Origin of the sequence: Achromobacter sp. NPDC058515, assembly GCF_042721735.1 — a bacterium.
GTDB lineage: Bacteria > Pseudomonadota > Gammaproteobacteria > Burkholderiales > Burkholderiaceae_B > Achromobacter.
This window is the reverse complement of sequence record NZ_JBHXNI010000010.1, coordinates 81,788-99,099: the sequence shown is the minus strand read 5'-3', so window position 1 is coordinate 99,099 and position 17,312 is coordinate 81,788. Positions and strand designations below refer to the sequence as shown.

The window sequence follows — 17,312 nt, the reverse complement described above, 5'->3', positions numbered from 1 at the left end:
ACATGAGCGGATGGCCGCCGCCGGGCGGCAGCCTCGGGGTCATTCGCGCGCCAGCGCCGCCTGCACGCGATCGGCCACGTCCGCCGGCATCCATTGCCGCCAGACGGGGCCGTACTGCTTCAGGAAGTAGCGCGCGGCGTCGTCGGGCTCTTTGCCCTCGGTTTCCAGCCAGCCCAGCGTGGCGTCGATGGCGTCGTCGGGCACGGTCAGCTTGGACAGGAAATCGGTCAGCCGCGGGGCCTCCTTGGCGAAGGCGGCATTCACGCCCGTCACGACGGGGTTGGGCTTGAACTCGGTGGCCACCGGCTTGGCGCACTTGGGGTCGGTCATGCAGGTGTAGGCGGCCTGGTCGAACGGGGGGAGCTCAAGCTTCACCAGGTCCAGCGCGCCGACCAGCGACGTGGGGGTCCAGTAGTAGAAGACGATGTCGCGCTTGCGCTTGTACGCCGACACGATGGCCGCCTTCTGCGCCGCGCCCGAGCCGGGGGCGAACAGCGAGTAGTCCTTGTCCAGCCCCAGGGCGCGCAGCAGGTTGTCGTTCAGCGTGCCGCAGGCCCAGCCGGCGGGGCAGCCGTAGATGCGACCGCGCCCGGGGTCCTCGGGGTCGGCGAACACCTCCTTGAAGCGCGCCAGGTCGGCGGCCGTCTTCAGGCCGGGGTGGCGTTCCACGGTGTAGCGGGGCACGTACCAGCCTTCGCCCGCGTCATACACATGGCCCACGCCCAGCACCTTGCCGCTGGCCAGCGCCTTTTTCCAGGCGCCTTCGATCTGGCCGGGCCAGACTTCGGGGGTGACGTCCACGTCGCCGCGCTGCAGCGCGGCCAGCATGGGCAGCGTTTCGCCGATTTCGACGGAGGTCTTGCAGCCGTAGCCATGCTCCAGCACGTAGCGTTCTATGCCGGCCAGGACCAGGTTGGATTCCCAGTTCAGCCCGCTGAAGCGCACGGGCCGGTCGACTTCGCAGCTGGGGGAGGAGGGGGCGGCCAGGGCGGCGGCGGGGGACAGCAGGGCGGCCGCGAGCGCCAGGGCGCGAAAGCGGGGGGCGAGATGCGTATTGCGCATGGTCGGCACCTGTGGGGTTGGGTGCCTGCCATTGTACGGGGGGGCGCGCGGCCTGGCCGGCTTCCGGATGCAAGCGGGGCCGCATTGCGCGGCCCCGTCGGTGTTGCGATGCCTGCTCAGGCGCGGGCCGCGCGTCGCCGGTCGATGAACGCGCCCACCTCGCCGACGATGCCACGGCGGAAGGCCAGCACGCAGATCACGAAGATCAGGCCGATCACGATCGTGACGGACTCGCCCAGGCGCAGGAACCATTCCACGCCGGTCAGGTTGGCCATCATCTGGCCGAAGTCGCCGACCTTGTTTTCCAGCAGCACCACGATGAAGGCGCCCAGGATGGGGCCGGTCAGGGTGCCCAGCCCGCCGATCAGCGTCATCAGGATCACCAGGCCCGACATCTGCCAGGTGGCGTCCGACAGTGTGGCCGACACGAACACCAGGGTCTTGGTGGCCCCGGCCAGCCCGGCCAGCGCGGCCGACAGGACGAAGGCCAGCAGCTTGAAGCGGTCGACGTCGTAGCCCAGCGAAATGGCGCGCGGCTCGTTTTCACGCAGCGCCTGCAGCACCTGCCCGAAGGGCGAGTTCACCGTGCGCCAGATGATGAAGTAGCCGATGACGAAGATGGCCATCACCAGGTAATACAGGTTGATGTCCTTGGACAGGTCGACCAGGCCCAGCAAGGTGCCGCGCGGCACGCTCTGCAGGCCGTCCTCGCCGCCGGTGAACCTGGCCTGCAGGAAGAAGAAGAACACCATCTGCGAGAGCGCCAGCGTGATCATGGCGAAGTAGATGCCGCTCCTGCGGATGGCGATGGCGCCCATCGCCAGGCCCAGCAGCGCCGCCACGGCCACGCCGAACAGCAGGCCGAGTTCGGTGGGCAGGCCCCAGACCTTCATGGCGTGCCCTGCCGCATAGGCCGCGCTGCCCAGGAAGGCGGCGTGCCCGAAGGACAACAGCCCCGTGAAGCCCAGAAGCAGGTTGAACGCGCAGGCGAAGAGGGCATAGCACATGATCTTCATGGCGAAGATCGGGTACACCCCGATGAAGGGAAGAATGGCCACCACGATGGCCAAGACCGCATAGCCCAGGAATTGACGATTCATTTTTCTTTTCCGAACAGCCCGGCCGGGCGGATCAACAGAACGATTGCCATGATGATGAACACGACCGTGCTGGAGGCCTCGGGCCAGAACACTTTGGTCAGGCCCTCGATCACGCCCAGGCCCAGCCCGGTGACGATGGCGCCCAGGATGGACCCCATGCCCCCGATCACGACCACCGCGAACACGACGATGATGAGGTTGGACCCCATCAGCGGGGAAATCTGCAGCACCGGAGCGGCCAGCACGCCGGCAAAGCCGGCCAGCGCCACGCCGAAGCCATAGGTCAGCGTGATCATGCGCGGCACGTTCACGCCAAAGGCCTCGACCAGCTTCGGGTTCTCGGTGCCGGCGCGCAGCAGGGCGCCCAGGCGGGTGCGCTCGATGACGAACCAGGTCGCCAGGCAGACCACCACAGAAGCCGCCACGACCCAGCCGCGATAGTTCGGCAGGATCATGAAGCCCAGGTTGGTCGCGCCGCGCAGGGCGTCGGGCGTGGGATAGGGCTGGCCCGACACGCCGTAGAAGCTGCGGAACAGCCCTTCGATCAGCAGCGTCAGCCCGAAGGTGAGCAGCAGTCCGTACAAGTGATCAAGCTTGTACAGGTGTTTGAGCAAGAGCTTTTCTATGAGGATGCCGAACAGCCCGACGATCAGCGGCGCCAGCACCAGCATGATCCAGTAGTTCAACCCCAGGTAGGACAGCCCCATCCAGGCGATGAAGGCGCCCAGCATGTAGAGCGCGCCATGCGCGAAGTTGATGACGTTCAGCAGCCCGAAGATAACGGCAAGCCCGAGCGACAGCATGGCATAGAAGGAACCGTTGACCAGGCCCAGTAATAGCTGGCCGAACAAGGCCTGTATAGGGATGCCAAAAAGGTCAGTCATCTTGTGAAAATCCTGCGCGTACGGATGGAAGCGAGCTAGTCAAGATGCGGCCGGCCTGCCAGGCCAGGCCGCATCTGGGATCACATGGGCCGGTTTACTTCTTGACCAGCTTGCAGGTGGACTCGGACAACTTGGTGTAGACCTCGTCGCCCGGCAGCGTCGCCACGACCTTGTAGTAGTCCCACGGGCCCTTGGACTCGGCGGGGGTCTTCACTTGCATCAGGTACATGTCGTGGATCATGCGGCCGTCTTCGCGGACGAAGCCGCCCTGGGCGAAGAAGTCGTTGACCTTGTTCGACTTCATCCACTTCATTACGTCGTCGCCGTTGTCCGAGCCCGTGGCCTTCACGGCGTTCAGGTAGAACATCGCCGACGAGTAGTCGCCCGCCTGCAGCATCGACGGCTTGCGGCCCACCTTGGTTTCGAACTTCTTGGCCCAGGCGCGCGAGGCGTCGGATTGATCCCAGTACCAGCCGTCGGTCAGGTACATGCCCTTGGTGGCTTCCAGGCCCAGCGAGTGGACGTCGTTGATGAACACCAGCAGCCCGGCCAGCTTCATGGTCTTGGTGACGCCGAATTCATTGGCGGCCTTGACCGTGTTGATGGTGTCGCCGCCGGCATTGGCCATGCCGAGGATCTGCGCCTTGGAGGCCTGCGCCTGCAGCAGGAAGGACGAGAAGTCCGAGGCGCCCAGCGGTGCGCGCACCTGGCCCTTCACTTCGCCGCCCGCGGCCTTGACGACCGCCATCGTGTCGCGTTCCAGCGCGTGGCCGAAAGCGTAGTCGGCGGTCAGGAAGAACCAGCTCTTGCCGCCGTCCTTCACCACCGCCGAACCGGTGCCGCGCGCCAGCGCCACGGTGTCGTAGGCGTAGTGCACGGTGTAGGGCGAACATTGGGCGTTGGTCAGGTCGGACGAGCCGGCGCCGACCGCGATGAAGGGCTTCTTCTTTTCGGCGGCAACCGCCGCCATGGCCAGGCTGGTGGCCGAGTTGGTGCCGGCGATGATGACGTCGACCTTCTGCTGGTCGAACCATTCGCGGGCGCGGGCCGACGCCACGTCGGCCTTGTTCTGGTGATCCGCGGATACCACCTCGATCTTCTTGCCGTTGATCGAGCCGCCGGCGTCTTCGATCGCCATGCGGATCGCGTCCAGACCGGCCTTGCCGTCGATGTCGGAATAAACGCCCGACATGTCGGTGATGAAGCCGATGCGGATGACATCGTCGGAGATACCTTGAGCGTGGGCGGTGGCCCCCGCGAATCCCAGGCCCGCCATGGCCAGTGCAGCAGTGATGGTGTGCAGCTTCATGGGATGACTCCTCTTCCCTACGGTGTAGTGTTGCCGGGGTTCCGGCGGGTGACAGGTTGCTTTAGACGCCCAGCAGTTCGTTGAGCGTGTCCTGTTTTTCTGAAAGTTCGGCGGCTTCGAAATGCTCGACGATCTGGCCGTGCTCCATGACATAGAAGCGGTCCGCCAAGGGCGCCGCGAAGCGGAAATTCTGTTCCACCATGACAATGGTGTAGCCCCGCTGCTTGAGCGTCGTGATCATGCGCGCCAGCGCCTGCACGATGACGGGCGCGAGGCCTTCGGAGATTTCGTCGAGCAGCAGCAGGTTCGCGCCGGTGCGCAGGATGCGCGCCACCGCAAGCATCTGCTGTTCGCCGCCCGACAAGCGCGTGCCCGGAGAATTCCGGCGCTCTTGCAGGTTGGGGAACATGTCGTAGATCTCGGCCAGCGACATGCCGCCGCCCAAGGAGCCGACGACCGGCGGCAGCAGCAGGTTTTCTTCGCAGGACAGGCTGGCGAAGATGCCGCGTTCCTCGGGGCAATAGCCGACGCCCAGGTGGGCGATCTTGTAGGTGGGCAGGTCGATGGCCTCGGTGCCGTGTATGCGCACCGAGCCTTTGCGCGAGCCGGTCAGGCCCAGGATGGCCCGCAAGGTCGTGGTGCGTCCGGCGCCGTTGCGGCCCAGCAGCGTGACGACCTCGCCTTGCCCCACGCGCATATCCACGCCGTGCAGGATATGCGATTCCCCGTACCAGGCCTGCAGGCCTGAGATCTCGAGTGCCGGGGTGCTCATGCGTGCGCTCCTTGAAGTTCGCCGTCGGTCGTGCCCATGTAAGCCTGCATCACGGCCGGATGGCGGGAGACTTCGGCGTAGGAACCTTCGGCCAGCACCGAGCCGCGCGCCAGCACGGTAATGGTGTTGGCGATGGAGGACACGACGTTCATGTTGTGCTCCACCATGAGGATGGTGCGTCCGGCGCTGACTTGCTTGATCAATTGCGTGACGCGGTGCACGTCCTCGTGGCCCATGCCCTGCGTGGGCTCGTCCAGCAGCATCAGTTCGGGCTCCATCGCCAGCGTCGTGGCGATCTCCAGCGCGCGCTTGCGGCCGTACGGCAGGTTCACCGTGGTCTCGTTGGCAAAGGCGCCCAGGTCCACCTGTTCAAGCAGGGCGCGGGCAGGCTCGTTCAACGAGGCCAGGCGCTTGTCGCTTTGCCAGAAGTGGAACGACAGCCCGGTCTTGCGCTGCAGGCCGATCCGCACGTTCTCCAGCACGGTCAGGTGAGGAAACACCGCCGATATCTGGAACGAGCGGATGATGCCGCGCCGCGCGATCTGCGCGGGCCGCTCGCCCGTAATGTCGAGGCCGTTGAATTTGATGGTTCCCGAAGTGGGAGATAGGAATTTAGTAAGCAGGTTGAAGCATGTGGTCTTGCCCGCGCCGTTAGGCCCGATCAAGGCATGGATCTCGCCTCGCTTGATACGCAAATCGACCCCATTGACCGCGACGAATCCGCGGAATTCCTTGGTGAGGCCTTTTGTCTCCAGGATTGTGTCATCCATGTTCGCTGCACCAGCGTTGTTTTCATTTGGTCTCCACCTGGCGTCGTTGCGTCAGGCCCCCGCGGGGTCGGGAAAACTATTTGCGTGCGTAGTTTTCTTATGAGTTGCCGGCGAGTATGCGGACGTCGCAATCAAAATTCCATGAGGGTTTGTCATAGGTTTTGCACTGCGGAAAGGCCAATTGTCGGCACGCCGACAATGCTTGCTCCGCATGGGGAGAAAGCAATTCCAAAACAGAAATGCGTTGCAGCAAATATGCGTTGACCGTCATCAACATGTCACGCGATTAAAGCGAGGGAAAACCCGGTTTTCCCATTCGCTCAATTGCGTGCGCGCGCCTTGCGGAAGGCGTTATGCGGGGGTTTTCTGCTTGAATTCGCAGAGGTCGGAAATGCCGCATTGCGGGCATTTCGGTTTGCGCGCCACACAGACGTAGCGACCCAGCAGGATGAGCCAGTGATGGGCGTCCTGCATATATTCGCGCGGCACGAACTTCTCGAGTTTCTGTTCGACTTCCAGCACGTTTTTTCCGGGCGCGATGCCGGTGCGGTTGGACACGCGGAATATGTGCGTGTCCACCGCCATGGTGGGGTGGCCGAAGGCGGTGTTGAGCACGACGTTGGCCGTCTTGCGGCCCACGCCGGGCAAGGCTTCGAGCGCCTCGCGGGTTTGCGGCACATCGCCGCCGTGCTGCTCGATCAGGATCCTGCAGGTGGCGATCGTGTTCTTGGCCTTGGTGCGGTACAGGCCGATCGTCTTGATGTAGTCGGACAGGCCTTCCTCGCCCAGCGCCAGCAGCGCCTGCGGCGTGCCGTAGCGCGGAAAGAATTTGCGCGTGGCGATGTTGACCGACTTGTCGGTGGCCTGCGCCGACAGCAGCACCGCTATCAGCAGCTGGAACGGCGTGTCGTATTCAAGCTCGGTTGTCGGATGGGGGTTGGCCGCCTGCAGGCGGGCGAATATCTCTCGGCGTTTGGCGGCGTTCATGACTGCGTGGGGTTGCGGCGTGCCCGGGCGCGGGCCAGCGCGGATTCAATGGTGGAGCGCTTGCGGTCTTCCTTCTGCGCATCGTCGGCGGCAGGCGCGGCGGCGGCGGGCGAGGCGGACGCCTCGGGGGCCATCAGGCGGGCGTTGTCGGCCGCCAGGCGTTCGGCGCGGGCCAGGTGGCCCTGGTGCCTCTGCCGGCTGACGGCGGCGTCCTGGGCGCTCCAGGCGCGGCCGGCGGGCACCATCTGGATGCAATCGACCGGACAGGGCGCCACGCACAGGTCGCAGCCGGTGCACCAGTCTTCCAGCACCGTGTGCATATGCTTGTTGGCACCCACGATGGCGTCCACCGGACAGGCCTGGATGCACAGCGTACAGCCGATGCAATGGGATTCGTCGATGCGCGCGACCAGCAGCGGGCCCGGCTCGCCGCGGGACAGGTCCAGGGGCAGGGCGGGCGTGCCGAGCAGGGCGGACAGCGCGGCGACGCCTTCGTCGCCTCCGGGCGGACAGCGGTTGATCGGGGCGGCGCCCTCGGCGATGGCGTCGGCATAGGGCCGGCAGCCGTCGTAGCCGCACTTGGTGCATTGCGTCTGAGGCAGCAAGGCATCAATGCGGTCGGCAAGTGAGCGACAGGACATGTAAAGCCAATAAAAGAAAAGGGGCCGCTCGGGCCCCGTGGAATACGGATCAGGCTGCCGGCGGCGCGAGACGTTTTCCCGCGCGCCGCCTGGCGGACGGCGCGATGCCGTCCTTATGCCGATTGCCGGATGAACTCGGCAATTTTAGGACAGATCATTTCGCGCCAGCGCCGGCCCGAGAAAATCCCGTAGTGGCCGCAGTCGGGCGCGGTGTAGTGCGTCTTGCGTTCGGGCGGGATGTTCTTGCACAGCTTGATGGCGGCGCGCGTCTGGCCCTGGCCCGAGATATCGTCCAGTTCGCCTTCGATGGTGAACAGGGCGACGTTCTTGATATCGGCAGGGCGGACCAGCTTGCCGTCCACTTCCCAGGTGCCGTTGGGCAGGGCAAAGTCCTGGAACACCATGCGGATCGTGTCCAGGTAGAACTCGGCCGGCATGTCCAGGACCGCGTTGTACTCGTCGTAGAAGCGGCGGTGCATTTCGGCGTCGCTGTCGTCTCCGCGCAGCAGGTCCAGGTAGAAGTCGTAGTGGGACTTCATGTGGCGGTCCGGATTCATGGCCATGAACCCCGCATGCTGCAGGAACCCCGGATAGACCTTGCGGCCCGAGCCCGGATAGCGCGGCGGAACGGGGTGGATGACCTGGCTCTCGAACCAGGCGTAGGGCTTGGTCGTGGCCAGGCGGTTCACCTGCGTGGGCGACTGGCGCGGATCGATGGGGCCGCCCATCATCACCATGCTGCGCGGCTGGCAGGGATCATTGGCCGAGGCCATCAGGGAGACTGCCGCCAGCACCGGCACCGTCGGCTGGCAAACGGAAATGACATGCACGTCCGGGCCGAGGTGGCGGATGAAGTCCTGCACGTAGAGGACGTAGTCGTTCAGATGGAACGGCCCGGCCGCCAGGGGCACCATGCGCGCGTCGACCCAGTCGGTTACATAAACGTCATGGGCGGGCAGCAGGGCGCGCACGGTGTCGCGCAGCAGGGTGGAGTGGTGGCCGGACAGCGGGGCGACCAGCAGGACCTTGGGATCGTTCTTGCCGGCGAGGCGGACGTCGCGCTGGAAATGCACCAGGCGGCAGAACGGCTTGGCCAGCGCCACGGACTCGATGACCCGGACCGGCTTGCCGCCGATCTCGGTGGTGGGAAGGTTCCAGGCCGGCTTCTGGTATTCCTTGCCGATACGCGTCATCAGCTCGTACCCGGCGGCCATCTGGCGCGAAATCGGGGTGTAGGCGAGAGGGCTGTAGGGGCTGGAGAACAGCTGAGAACCGGCGTCCGTGAATGCAGCGAACGGAGTCAGGAAGGCGCGCTGCATTTCGTGCAATTGGTACAGCATTTCGGGGAAGTCCTTCTGGGTCGAGCGTGTGCCCCGATTATTGCCCCGGGGAGTAACGATATTTCGAATCAGCCTGAAGAATCTGCGGCAAAGTCCCGTTTATGTTGCTAAAAAGCGACCTGTCATACCTCTGGCACCAGTTTAGGGCGCTTTTTATGCCTTGCGGTGATACCAAACGGAGGATTTATGCACTAGTCCGGACCCTGCGGAATCACCAGTAGTTTTCTACCGCCAGGTTGCCCGGAATGCCCCGGCGGCCCGGCTTGAAGCCGCGTTCGCCAAGAAGCTTGCGGGCGTCGGCCAGCATGTCCGGATTGCCGCAAAGCATGATCTTGGCGCGCTCCGGATCCAGCGGATGCCCGGCCAATTGCTCCAGGCGGCCGTCGGCGATCAGCGTGGTCAGGCGTTCCCGAGGCATGCCGGGGACGGATTCGCGGGTGGCGATCGGCAGGTAGACGAGCTTGTCGGGATCGGCCGCGAACAGGTCGGCCAGGCCGGGTTCCTTGCGCCAGGATTCGATCTCCTGGCGATAGGCGAGCTCCGCCGCGGTGCGCACGCCGTGCACCAGGATGATGCGGCGGTAGGCGCGCCAGGCAGCGGGGTCGCGCAGGATGGACAGGTAGGCCGACAGGCCGGTGCCCGAGGCCAGCAGCCACAGGTCGCCGCCCGGGGCGAAGCGCTCCAGCGTCAGGAAGCCGTAGGGCGCTTTTTCGACATACAGCGAGTCGCCGGGCTGCAGGCGCGCCATGCGCGGGCTGAACAGTCCTTCCGGGACCACGATGGAATAGAACTCCAGCCAGGGCTCATGCGGGGCCGAGACCATGGAATAGGCGCGCCACAGCGTGGGCGGGCCTTCGGGGGCGTCCGCGCCCGGCAAACCGACCCGGGCAAACTGGCCCGGCAGGAACGTATACGCGTCGTCGCGCGTCACGCGCACGGAGAACAGCTTGTCTGGCACCCAGGTGTGGACGCTGGTTACGGTCTGGCGCGTGTATTTGGAGTCGTCGGTCATCGGGGCATCGCGCGATGCCGGCCTCTTGGGGCCGGCGGTCGCGGATTATTTTTCCAGGTATTGCAGCTTGTCCTGCTTGCCGTTCCATTCGTCGGCGTCGGGCAGGGGCTTCTTGGCGCGGCTGATGCTGGCGAACTCGGGGGAGAGCTCGGCGTTCAGGGCGATGAAATTCATTTGGTCCTGCGGCACGTCTTCTTCGGCGTAGATCGCGTTGGCCGGGCATTCGGGGATGCAGACCGCGCAATCGATGCACTCGTCCGGATCGATCACGAGGAAGTTCGGGCCCTCACGAAAACAGTCCACCGGACATACATCTACGCAGTCGGTGTACTTGCATTTGATACAGTTTTCGGTGACAACGTGGGTCATTCAGGAACTCCGGGATCGGCGGCATTTGTGTCTTGTTGGGCGGATTTTACCCAATGCCGCGCCGATGTGCCGGTAATACCCGTATTGACATAGTGGCCCATCGTCCCGGACGGCCTGTGCTCTATGCTATGGTGTCGCGAAACGAAACGCGCAACCATGATAATCACCTCGCTGCTCGACACCGATCTGTATAAATTCAGCATGATGCAGGTGGTGCTGCATCAGTTTCCCGCTGCCCAGGTCGAGTACCGGTACAAATGCCGTACCCCGGGGGCCGATCTGCGCCCCTATCTGGACGAAATCCGCGAGGAAGTGCATCAGCTTTGCCAGTTGCGCTTCACCCAGGAAGAACTTAAATATCTCGGCGACTTGCGCTTTATCAAAAGCGACTTCGTCGATTTCCTCGGCCTGTTCCACATGCCCGAGCGCTGCATCCACATCACCGAAGGCGATGCCCCTGGCGAGATCAGCATCGAAGTGAAAGGCCCGTGGCTGCACACGATTCTCTTCGAGATCCCGGTGCTGGCCATCGTCAACGAAGTCTATTTCCGCAACACGCGCAAGAATCCCGACTGGGAAGAGGGCCGCCAGCGCCTGCAGTCCAAGATGCACCTGGTGCTGGACGACCCCGCCCTGGCGGATTTCCGCGTGGCCGAGTACGGCACCCGCCGCCGCTTCTCCAAGGTCTGGCACGAGGAAATCGTGTCGACCATGAAGGAGCAGATGGGCCCGCATTTCGCCGGCACCAGCAATGTGCTGCTGGCCAAGCAGCATGAAGTGCTGCCGCTGGGCACGATGGGCCACGAATACCTGCAGGCCTGCCAGGCACTGGGTCCGCGCCTGCGCGACTCGCAGGTGTTCGCCCTGGAAGTCTGGGCCAAGGAGTACCGCGGCGACCTGGGCATCGCGCTGTCCGATGTTTATGGCATGGACGCCTTCCTGCGCGATTTCGACATGTATTTCTGCAAACTGTTCGACGGCGCGCGCCACGACTCCGGCGATCCTTTCGTCTGGGGCGAGCGCCTGCTTGAGCACTACCGCAAGAACCGCGTCGACCCGCGGGCCAAGACGCTGGTGTTCTCCGATTCGCTGACCTTCCCGCGCGCCATCGAACTGGCCCGCCAGTTCTCCGGCCGCTGCAAGGTGTCCTTCGGCATCGGCACCAACCTTACCAACGACCTCGGCCACGAGCCGCTGCAGATCGTCATGAAGATGGTCCGCTGCAACGGGCAGCCCGTGGCCAAGGTGTCGGACGCGCCGGAAAAGACCATGTGCGACGATCCGGCCTACCTGGCCTATCTGCGCCAGGTTTTCCAGCTGCCTCCCGCCTGAGGGCGGCTCGCGGTAAATTGCGCATTCCTTTGCATTGTTCCACCCAACCCATTCGACTCTAGGGGAATATTCATGAGCAGCATCAAGCGCTTCCACGTCGCCAAGCGCCTGTCGGACATGGCCGTGTACAACGGCGTCGCGTACCTGGCGGGCCAGGTGCCGGACGACGACACGCTGGACATCACCGGCCAGACCGAGCAAGTGCTCGCGACGATCGATCGCCTGCTGGCCGAAGCCGGCACCGACAAGACCAAGATCCTGATGGCCCAGATCTACGTGGCCAACATGAAGGAATTCGATGGCATGAACAAGGCATGGGACGCCTGGGTCGCCGACGGCAATTCGCCGCCGCGCGCCACGGTCGAGGCCCGCCTGGCCAACCCGGACTACAAGGTCGAGATCGTTGTGACGGCCGCTGTCTGAGCCTCTCTGCGCGTCAGGCGCCAAAGGCGACTGACGCCAGCCAGAAGAAAGCCCTTCGGCACGCGCCGAGGGGCTTTTCTTTGCGCGCGGGCCGCGTCACGCGCCCATCAGCATCATCCCCGCCAGCAGTCCGCCCAGTTCCTCGCACCGCGCAAGCTCCGGCGCCGCGACGGTCTTGGGCGCCAGGATCCGCTCTGGCGTCTGCGCGCCCATGTTGACGATCAGGGGCGGGGCCACGGCGCTTAGCCGCCAGCCCGTGCAGATCCGCTCCACCTGCCGCGCCGCGCCGGCGCCGTCGCTGCCGGCGCTGATCATCGCCGCATAGGGCTGGCCCTGTATCCGGTCCAGCACGGCGTAGTAGTTGCGGTCAAAGAACTCCTTCATTTCGCCGCTCAGGCTGGCCAGGTTCTCGGGGGCGCAAAACAGATAGCCCTGGCTGGCGAGCAGCGCCTGCGCGTCCACGTCCGAGGCGCGGCGCAGCACGACCAGAAGCTCGTCCGCCTGCTCGAGCTGCCCGGCGGCCGCGGCCGCTCCGCGGGCGGCGGCCTCGGCCATCTGCCGCGCGGCGCCCGTGCGCGAATGCCAGACGATCAGCAACTGCTTCATGCGTAGCGCTCCAGGGGGTCCTGCCGGTAGTAGGCCCGCAGCAGTCCATACCACTCGGGCAAGGCCTGCTGCATGGGGTAGGGGTCCACGAAGAAGTGCTCCGAACTGACGGCGAAGAACTCCGCCTCGTCGGTGGCGGCGTACGGGTCCATCGGCAACTGGCCGTACCAGGCGTCCGCCTCCTCGCTTTCGGGGTCCACATCGCGCGGGATGGCCGCCTCCACCGCTTCCACCGCCGCAATGAAGCGGTCCAGGCTGTCGTCCAGCACCCGGCGCCAGGCCTTGGGCTTGAGCTCCGGGTGCGCCGCCAGCGAGGGCATGCCGTCGGCAAAGCCCGAGCGCAGGTCCAGCTTGTGGGCGAACTCGTGGATCACCACGTTGAAGCCGCCTTCGGAGAGCTGCGTGTCTTCCCAGGACAGCACCAGCGGCCCCCCCTCCCAGGCCTCGCCCGCCGCGTCCTCGACATACTCGTGGACCACGCCGTCCTCGTCCTGCCGCGAGCGGGGGATGCGAAAGCTGGCCGGATACACGATGATCTCGTCCCAGCCCTCGTACAGCTCGGGGACGAGGTTGAGGATGGGCAGGCTGGCCTGCGCCGCGATCGACAGGCGCATGAAGTCCGACACCTCAAGGCCTTGCGCGCCGTTGATGGTCTTGCTCGCCAGCAGCCAGGCGGAGCGCGCCTGCAACTGGGCGGCCTCGTCGGCGTTCAGCGCCGCCAGGAATGGGTGGGCGTCCAGCACCCCCCGCCAGAGTTCCGGCGAGATGCGGGCCTGCATCTCGGCCACTGCCGACGGACGGGCGCCCCGGCCCTTGAGCCAGCGCAACATAAGCTTTGGTTCCTTCTATATGCCGGGATAAGGCAGGGTGTTCAGGGTGATCAAACCCTAGTGTAGAGTGTCGGGATACTCAACCAACACCCGCACGAAACCCCTCATGTCCGCCCCGCCTGTTCCCAATGCGCCTTCGCCTTTCGACGCTGCCTGGCGACTGGAGGTGGGGGCAGGCCTGGATGCCGGCGGCCTGGCGCTGATCGACCAGGCCGTCGCCTGGTCCGTGCCCAGGTTCGAGGGGCAGCACGCGCTCACCGGCGAGCCCCTTGCCGGGCATGGCGCCGGCGTCGTCCGCATTCTGGCCGCCTTGCATACCGACGCCGCGACGCGCGCCGCCGCGCTGCTCGCCGCCTTGCCCACCGACCTGATGGCGCCCGCGCCGTCCCTGCGCAGCGACCCGGTCGCCGCCGCGTTCGGCGCCGAAGTCGCGCGGTTGGTGCAGGGCACGCGAGCGCTGCTGCGCCTGGGCGTGGTCGCCCGCCAGGCCAGCGACGCCGAGGCCGAAAGCGGCTCTCAGAAGGAAATGCAGCGCAAGATGCTGCTGGCCATGGCGGCCGACCTGCGCATCGTGCTGATGCGGCTGGCATCCCGGCTGCGCACCCTGCGCTGGCACGCGGAAAGCAAGGCGCCGTGCTCGCCCGATTTTGCCCGCGAGACCCTGGACCTGTATGCGCCCCTGGCCAACCGGCTGGGCATCTGGCAGATCAAATGGGAAATGGAAGACCTGTCCTTCCGCTTCCTGGAGCCGGACAAGTACAAGCAGATTGCCCGCCTGCTGGAAGAAAAGCGCGTGGAGCGCGAGGCCTTCATCGCCGGCGCCATCGAGCGCCTGCAGACCGCGCTGGCCAAGACCGGCATCCAGGCCGAGGTCAGCGGCCGGCCCAAGCACATCTACAGCATCTGGAACAAGATGCGCGTGAAGCGCCTGGATTTCGCCCAGATGTACGACCTGCGCGCACTGCGCATCATCGTCGACGACGTCCGCGCCTGCTATACGGCGCTGGGCATGGTGCATGAAATGTGGACGCCGCTCTCGGACGAGTTCGACGACTACATTTCGCGGCCCAAGCCCAACGGCTACCGTTCCCTGCACACGGTGGTGGCCGATGACGACGGCCGTCCGTTCGAGGTGCAGATCCGCACGCGCGAAATGCACCAGTTCGCCGAATACGGCATGGCCGCGCACTGGCGCTACAAGGAAGCCGGCGCCAAGGGCGGGCAGGTCGCGGCCTCCAGCGAATACGACCGGCAACTGGCGTGGATGCGCCAGCTGCTCGCCTGGAACAGCGATGTCGAAGGGGGCGGCGAGCCCGCGCCGGAACCCGCCAAGGCCGCGTCGGGCAAGCCCGCCACGGGCAAGAGCCGCAACGCCGTGGCGGCGCCTGCCCACACCGACGAGCGCATCTATGTGCTGACCCCGCAGGCGCGCGTGATCGAACTGCCCGCCGGCGCCACGCCGGTGGACTTTGCCTATCACCTGCATACCGACCTGGGCCACCGCTGCCGCGGCGCGCGCGTCGACGGCCAGATGGTGCCCCTGCAGACGCGCCTGTCCACCGGCCAGACCGTGGAGATCATCTCCGCCAAGTCCGGCGGCCCGTCGCGCGACTGGCTCAACCCCCAGCTTGGATTCCTGGCCAGTCCGCGGGCCCGCGCCAAGGTGCGCATGTGGTTCAACGCCATCGAGCTGCAGCAGCGCATCACCCAGGGCCAGGCGCTGGTGGAAAAGGAACTGCAGCGCCTGGGCAAGACCGCCGTCAATCTTGAGCAATTGGCCCAGAACCTGGGCTTTGCCCGCGCCGACGACCTGTACGTGGCGGCGGCCAAGGAAGAATTCAGCCTGCGCCAGATCGACGCGCTGTTCCAGCAGCCGGCGCCGGCCGCAGAGCCGCAACCGGCGGCGCTGCGCCACGCCAGCGCGGGCAGCGCCGAAAAAAGCGGCAAGAGCGGCGTGCTGGTGGTGGGCGTGGGGTCGCTGCTGACGCAGCTGGCGCGCTGCTGCCGTCCGGCGCCGCCCGACGCGATCTCCGGTTTCGTCACGCGCGGCAGGGGCGTGTCCATCCACCGCAGCGACTGCCACAGCTATCTGGCGCTCGCCGCGCGCGAACCCGAGCGCATCATCGAAGTGGCCTGGGGCGAAACGGCGGACACCTTTTATCCGGTGGACGTCAGCGTGCGCGCGCATGACCGCTCGGGCCTCTTGCGGGACCTCTCGGAAGTCTTTGCGCGGCTGCGCCTGAACGTGGTGGGCGTGAACACGCAGAGCAAGCAGTCGCTGGCCCACATGGTGTTCACGGTGGAAGTGCGCGGCGGGGAATCGCTGTCCCGCGCGCTGGACGCCCTGGCCGAAGTGCCGGGCGTGTCCTCGGCGACGCGCCGCTAGGACGGAAAGCCCCCGGGCCGCGCGCGGCCCCGGGGCTGTCTTGCTCGGGCCTTAGTGGTCCAGTTCCTCATGTGCGCGATCGCGCATGTAGAACGCGGCGATCAGGCCCAGCGCCACGCCGAACATCACGTAGTAGGCGGGAGCCATCGGCGAGCCGGTGGTCTTGATCAGCCAGGTCACGATGAACTGCGCGAAGCCGCCAAAGATCATCACGGCCACGTTGTAGGCCAGCGACAGGCCCACCGAGCGCACGCGCGCCGGGAACAGTTCCGCCATCACCGTGCTGAACACGCCGAAGAAGGCCGAAACGAACAGGCAGACCACGACCTGCACGGTCAGCAGGCGGGCGATCGACGGCGCGTCCGACAGCCAGTAGTACAGCGGGTACAGCACGACCAGGTAGCCGATCAGCGAGCCGATCACGATGGGGCGGCGGCCGACGCGGTCCGACCAGGCGCCCATGAAGGGCGTCAGCAGCACCATCAGCGCCGCGCCCGCCATCTGGACCAGGAAGGTCTGGTTCAGCGGCAGCTTCAGGATTTGCGTGGAGTACGTCACCAGGTACGTGAAGGTGATGTAGATGGACACCGTGGCCGTCACCACCAGGCCCACGCCGATCAGCGTCTCGCGCGTATGGGTCTTGAGCATCTGGCCCAGGCTCAGGCGCTGCACCTTGCCGCTCGCGGCGGCTTGGCGCTCTTCTTCCTTCATCTGCTTGAAGACTTCGGTTTCGTCGACGTTGCGGCGGATATAGATGGCGATGGGAACAATCACCAGGCCGAAGGCGAACGGCAGGCGCCATGCCCAGTCGGCGATCTGCTGTTGCGTGAAGAACTCGGTGATCAGCGTGCCGCAAGCCGCGCCGATCAGCAGCGCCAGCATCTGGCCCGCCATTTGCCAGGAGCCGTAGAAGCCGCGCTTGCCGTTGGGCGCCATCTCGATCAGCAGCGCCGTCGAGGTGCCGAATTCGCCGCCGGCCGAGAAGCCCTGCAGCAGGCGCGCGATCAGGATGAAGATCGGAGCCAGGATGCCAGCGGCGTGGTAGGTGGGGGCCACCGTGATCAGCGCGATGGACACCGCCATCAGCGACGTGACCATCACCATGGCGGCCTTGCGGCCCTTTTTGTCGCCGTACAGGCCCAGGATGATGCCGCCGACCGGCCGCATGAAGAACCCGACGCCGAAGATGGCGGTCGTCATGAGGATGGCGTTCAGCTCGCTGCCGGGAATGCTGGGGTCCGTGGGGAAGAACAGCTTGGCGATGATCGGCGTCATGAACGCGAACACCAGGAAGTCATACCATTCGAGGGCGTTGCCTATCACTGCGGCCACGATGTTGCGTGTGGGGACTGCTTTGTGCTGCACGGTTTCTCCTTGGGGGTGTTTTCCAATCCGGGCGCCATTCTAGGCGCTTGGCCGGCGGACCGTCCGCCCGGCCGTCCGAGACGCGGGCGCTTCCTGGCTTTACACTTCTCTTTTTCCCCAAGAG

The 17,312-nt window shown here is 65.6% G+C and carries 17 protein-coding genes; 3 read left to right on the top strand and 14 right to left on the bottom strand.

Going from position 1 to position 17,312, the window contains the following annotated elements; genetic code table 11:
- Positions 1 to 39 precede the first annotated feature (39 nt).
- The 11 genes from ACFWP0_RS18100 to fdxA all read right to left on the bottom strand — a co-directional run bounded on the left by ACFWP0_RS18100 (position 40) and on the right by fdxA (position 10,246).
- A complete protein-coding gene (locus ACFWP0_RS18100; RefSeq protein WP_377844283.1) occupies positions 40 to 1,062 on the bottom strand; it encodes an ABC transporter substrate-binding protein in 1,023 nt (340 codons plus the stop codon).
- Positions 1,063 to 1,178: 116 nt separating this feature from the next.
- On the bottom strand, positions 1,179 to 2,162 hold the full coding sequence (locus tag ACFWP0_RS18095; protein ID WP_377844282.1) for a branched-chain amino acid ABC transporter permease: 984 nt from the start codon (positions 2,160 to 2,162) through the stop codon (positions 1,179 to 1,181).
- Positions 2,159 to 3,046, bottom strand: coding sequence for a branched-chain amino acid ABC transporter permease (locus ACFWP0_RS18090; RefSeq protein WP_377844280.1), 888 nt, complete (start codon positions 3,044 to 3,046; stop codon positions 2,159 to 2,161). The genes ACFWP0_RS18095 and ACFWP0_RS18090 overlap by 4 nt, the downstream gene beginning before the upstream one ends.
- Before the next feature lie 94 nt (positions 3,047 to 3,140).
- On the bottom strand, positions 3,141 to 4,355 hold the full coding sequence (locus ACFWP0_RS18085) for an ABC transporter substrate-binding protein (protein ID WP_377844278.1): 1,215 nt from the start codon (positions 4,353 to 4,355) through the stop codon (positions 3,141 to 3,143).
- Between the two features lie 61 nt (positions 4,356 to 4,416).
- Complete coding sequence (locus ACFWP0_RS18080) at positions 4,417 to 5,127, bottom strand: ABC transporter ATP-binding protein (RefSeq protein WP_006223796.1); 711 nt, start codon at positions 5,125 to 5,127, stop codon at positions 4,417 to 4,419.
- Positions 5,124 to 5,897, bottom strand: coding sequence for an ABC transporter ATP-binding protein (locus ACFWP0_RS18075; protein ID WP_377844276.1), 774 nt, complete (start codon positions 5,895 to 5,897; stop codon positions 5,124 to 5,126). The genes ACFWP0_RS18080 and ACFWP0_RS18075 overlap by 4 nt, the downstream gene beginning before the upstream one ends.
- A 351-nt stretch (positions 5,898 to 6,248) precedes the next feature.
- A complete protein-coding gene (nth, locus tag ACFWP0_RS18070) occupies positions 6,249 to 6,884 on the bottom strand; it encodes an endonuclease III (RefSeq protein WP_377844274.1) in 636 nt (211 codons plus the stop codon).
- The gene (rsxB, locus tag ACFWP0_RS18065; protein WP_377844272.1) at positions 6,881 to 7,525 is read right to left on the bottom strand and encodes an electron transport complex subunit RsxB; all 645 of its coding nucleotides are present in this window, start codon (positions 7,523 to 7,525) and stop codon (positions 6,881 to 6,883) included. The genes nth and rsxB overlap by 4 nt, the downstream gene beginning before the upstream one ends.
- Before the next feature lie 113 nt (positions 7,526 to 7,638).
- Complete coding sequence (locus ACFWP0_RS18060) at positions 7,639 to 8,865, bottom strand: polyhydroxyalkanoate depolymerase (protein ID WP_377844270.1); 1,227 nt, start codon at positions 8,863 to 8,865, stop codon at positions 7,639 to 7,641.
- 211 nt (positions 8,866 to 9,076) lie between these two features.
- A complete protein-coding gene (locus tag ACFWP0_RS18055; RefSeq protein WP_377844269.1) occupies positions 9,077 to 9,877 on the bottom strand; it encodes a ferredoxin--NADP reductase in 801 nt (266 codons plus the stop codon).
- Between the two features lie 45 nt (positions 9,878 to 9,922).
- On the bottom strand, positions 9,923 to 10,246 hold the full coding sequence (gene fdxA, locus ACFWP0_RS18050; protein WP_013392198.1) for a ferredoxin FdxA: 324 nt from the start codon (positions 10,244 to 10,246) through the stop codon (positions 9,923 to 9,925).
- Between the two features lie 123 nt (positions 10,247 to 10,369).
- On the opposite strand from fdxA, the gene pncB reads away from it, so the two are divergent.
- Positions 10,370 to 11,578: a nicotinate phosphoribosyltransferase gene (gene pncB / locus ACFWP0_RS18045; protein WP_377844267.1), complete on the top strand. Its 1,209-nt coding sequence runs from the start codon at positions 10,370 to 10,372 to the stop codon at positions 11,576 to 11,578.
- Between the two features lie 72 nt (positions 11,579 to 11,650).
- On the top strand, positions 11,651 to 12,001 hold the full coding sequence (locus ACFWP0_RS18040; protein ID WP_377844266.1) for a RidA family protein: 351 nt from the start codon (positions 11,651 to 11,653) through the stop codon (positions 11,999 to 12,001).
- Positions 12,002 to 12,097: 96 nt separating this feature from the next.
- Here the strand turns inward: ACFWP0_RS18040 and ACFWP0_RS18035 are convergent, their stop codons facing one another.
- Positions 12,098 to 12,607: an NAD(P)H-dependent oxidoreductase gene (locus tag ACFWP0_RS18035; RefSeq protein WP_377844264.1), complete on the bottom strand. Its 510-nt coding sequence runs from the start codon at positions 12,605 to 12,607 to the stop codon at positions 12,098 to 12,100.
- Positions 12,604 to 13,437, bottom strand: coding sequence for a zinc-dependent peptidase (locus ACFWP0_RS18030; protein WP_377844262.1), 834 nt, complete (start codon positions 13,435 to 13,437; stop codon positions 12,604 to 12,606). Before ACFWP0_RS18030 ends, ACFWP0_RS18035 begins: the two co-directional genes overlap by 4 nt.
- 106 nt (positions 13,438 to 13,543) lie before the next feature.
- Between ACFWP0_RS18030 and ACFWP0_RS18025 the strand changes: the two genes are divergently transcribed.
- A complete protein-coding gene (locus tag ACFWP0_RS18025) occupies positions 13,544 to 15,823 on the top strand; it encodes a RelA/SpoT family protein (RefSeq protein ID WP_377844260.1) in 2,280 nt (759 codons plus the stop codon).
- 51 nt (positions 15,824 to 15,874) lie between these two features.
- Here the strand turns inward: ACFWP0_RS18025 and ACFWP0_RS18020 are convergent, their stop codons facing one another.
- On the bottom strand, positions 15,875 to 17,188 hold the full coding sequence (locus ACFWP0_RS18020) for an MFS transporter (protein ID WP_377844258.1): 1,314 nt from the start codon (positions 17,186 to 17,188) through the stop codon (positions 15,875 to 15,877).
- Positions 17,189 to 17,312: the final 124 nt, after the last annotated feature.

Bases quoted from the DNA above. Each gene is read 5' to 3' on its own strand.
- ACFWP0_RS18100 (WP_377844283.1), bottom strand. From the start codon at position 1,062: ATGCGCAATACGCATCTCGCCCCCCGCTTTCGCGCCCTGGCGCTCGCG.
- ACFWP0_RS18095 (WP_377844282.1), bottom strand. From the start codon at position 2,162: ATGAATCGTCAATTCCTGGGCTATGCGGTCTTGGCCATCGTGGTGGCC.
- ACFWP0_RS18090 (WP_377844280.1), bottom strand. From the start codon at position 3,046: ATGACTGACCTTTTTGGCATCCCTATACAGGCCTTGTTCGGCCAGCTA.
- ACFWP0_RS18085 (WP_377844278.1), bottom strand. From the start codon at position 4,355: ATGAAGCTGCACACCATCACTGCTGCACTGGCCATGGCGGGCCTGGGA.
- ACFWP0_RS18080 (WP_006223796.1), bottom strand. From the start codon at position 5,127: ATGAGCACCCCGGCACTCGAGATCTCAGGCCTGCAGGCCTGGTACGGG.
- ACFWP0_RS18075 (WP_377844276.1), bottom strand. From the start codon at position 5,897: ATGGATGACACAATCCTGGAGACAAAAGGCCTCACCAAGGAATTCCGC.
- nth (WP_377844274.1), bottom strand. From the start codon at position 6,884: ATGAACGCCGCCAAACGCCGAGAGATATTCGCCCGCCTGCAGGCGGCC.
- rsxB (WP_377844272.1), bottom strand. From the start codon at position 7,525: ATGTCCTGTCGCTCACTTGCCGACCGCATTGATGCCTTGCTGCCTCAG.
- ACFWP0_RS18060 (WP_377844270.1), bottom strand. From the start codon at position 8,865: ATGCTGTACCAATTGCACGAAATGCAGCGCGCCTTCCTGACTCCGTTC.
- ACFWP0_RS18055 (WP_377844269.1), bottom strand. From the start codon at position 9,877: ATGACCGACGACTCCAAATACACGCGCCAGACCGTAACCAGCGTCCAC.
- fdxA (WP_013392198.1), bottom strand. From the start codon at position 10,246: ATGACCCACGTTGTCACCGAAAACTGTATCAAATGCAAGTACACCGAC.
- pncB (WP_377844267.1), top strand. From the start codon at position 10,370: ATGCTATGGTGTCGCGAAACGAAACGCGCAACCATGATAATCACCTCG.
- ACFWP0_RS18040 (WP_377844266.1), top strand. From the start codon at position 11,651: ATGAGCAGCATCAAGCGCTTCCACGTCGCCAAGCGCCTGTCGGACATG.
- ACFWP0_RS18035 (WP_377844264.1), bottom strand. From the start codon at position 12,607: ATGAAGCAGTTGCTGATCGTCTGGCATTCGCGCACGGGCGCCGCGCGG.
- ACFWP0_RS18030 (WP_377844262.1), bottom strand. From the start codon at position 13,437: ATGTTGCGCTGGCTCAAGGGCCGGGGCGCCCGTCCGTCGGCAGTGGCC.
- ACFWP0_RS18025 (WP_377844260.1), top strand. From the start codon at position 13,544: ATGTCCGCCCCGCCTGTTCCCAATGCGCCTTCGCCTTTCGACGCTGCC.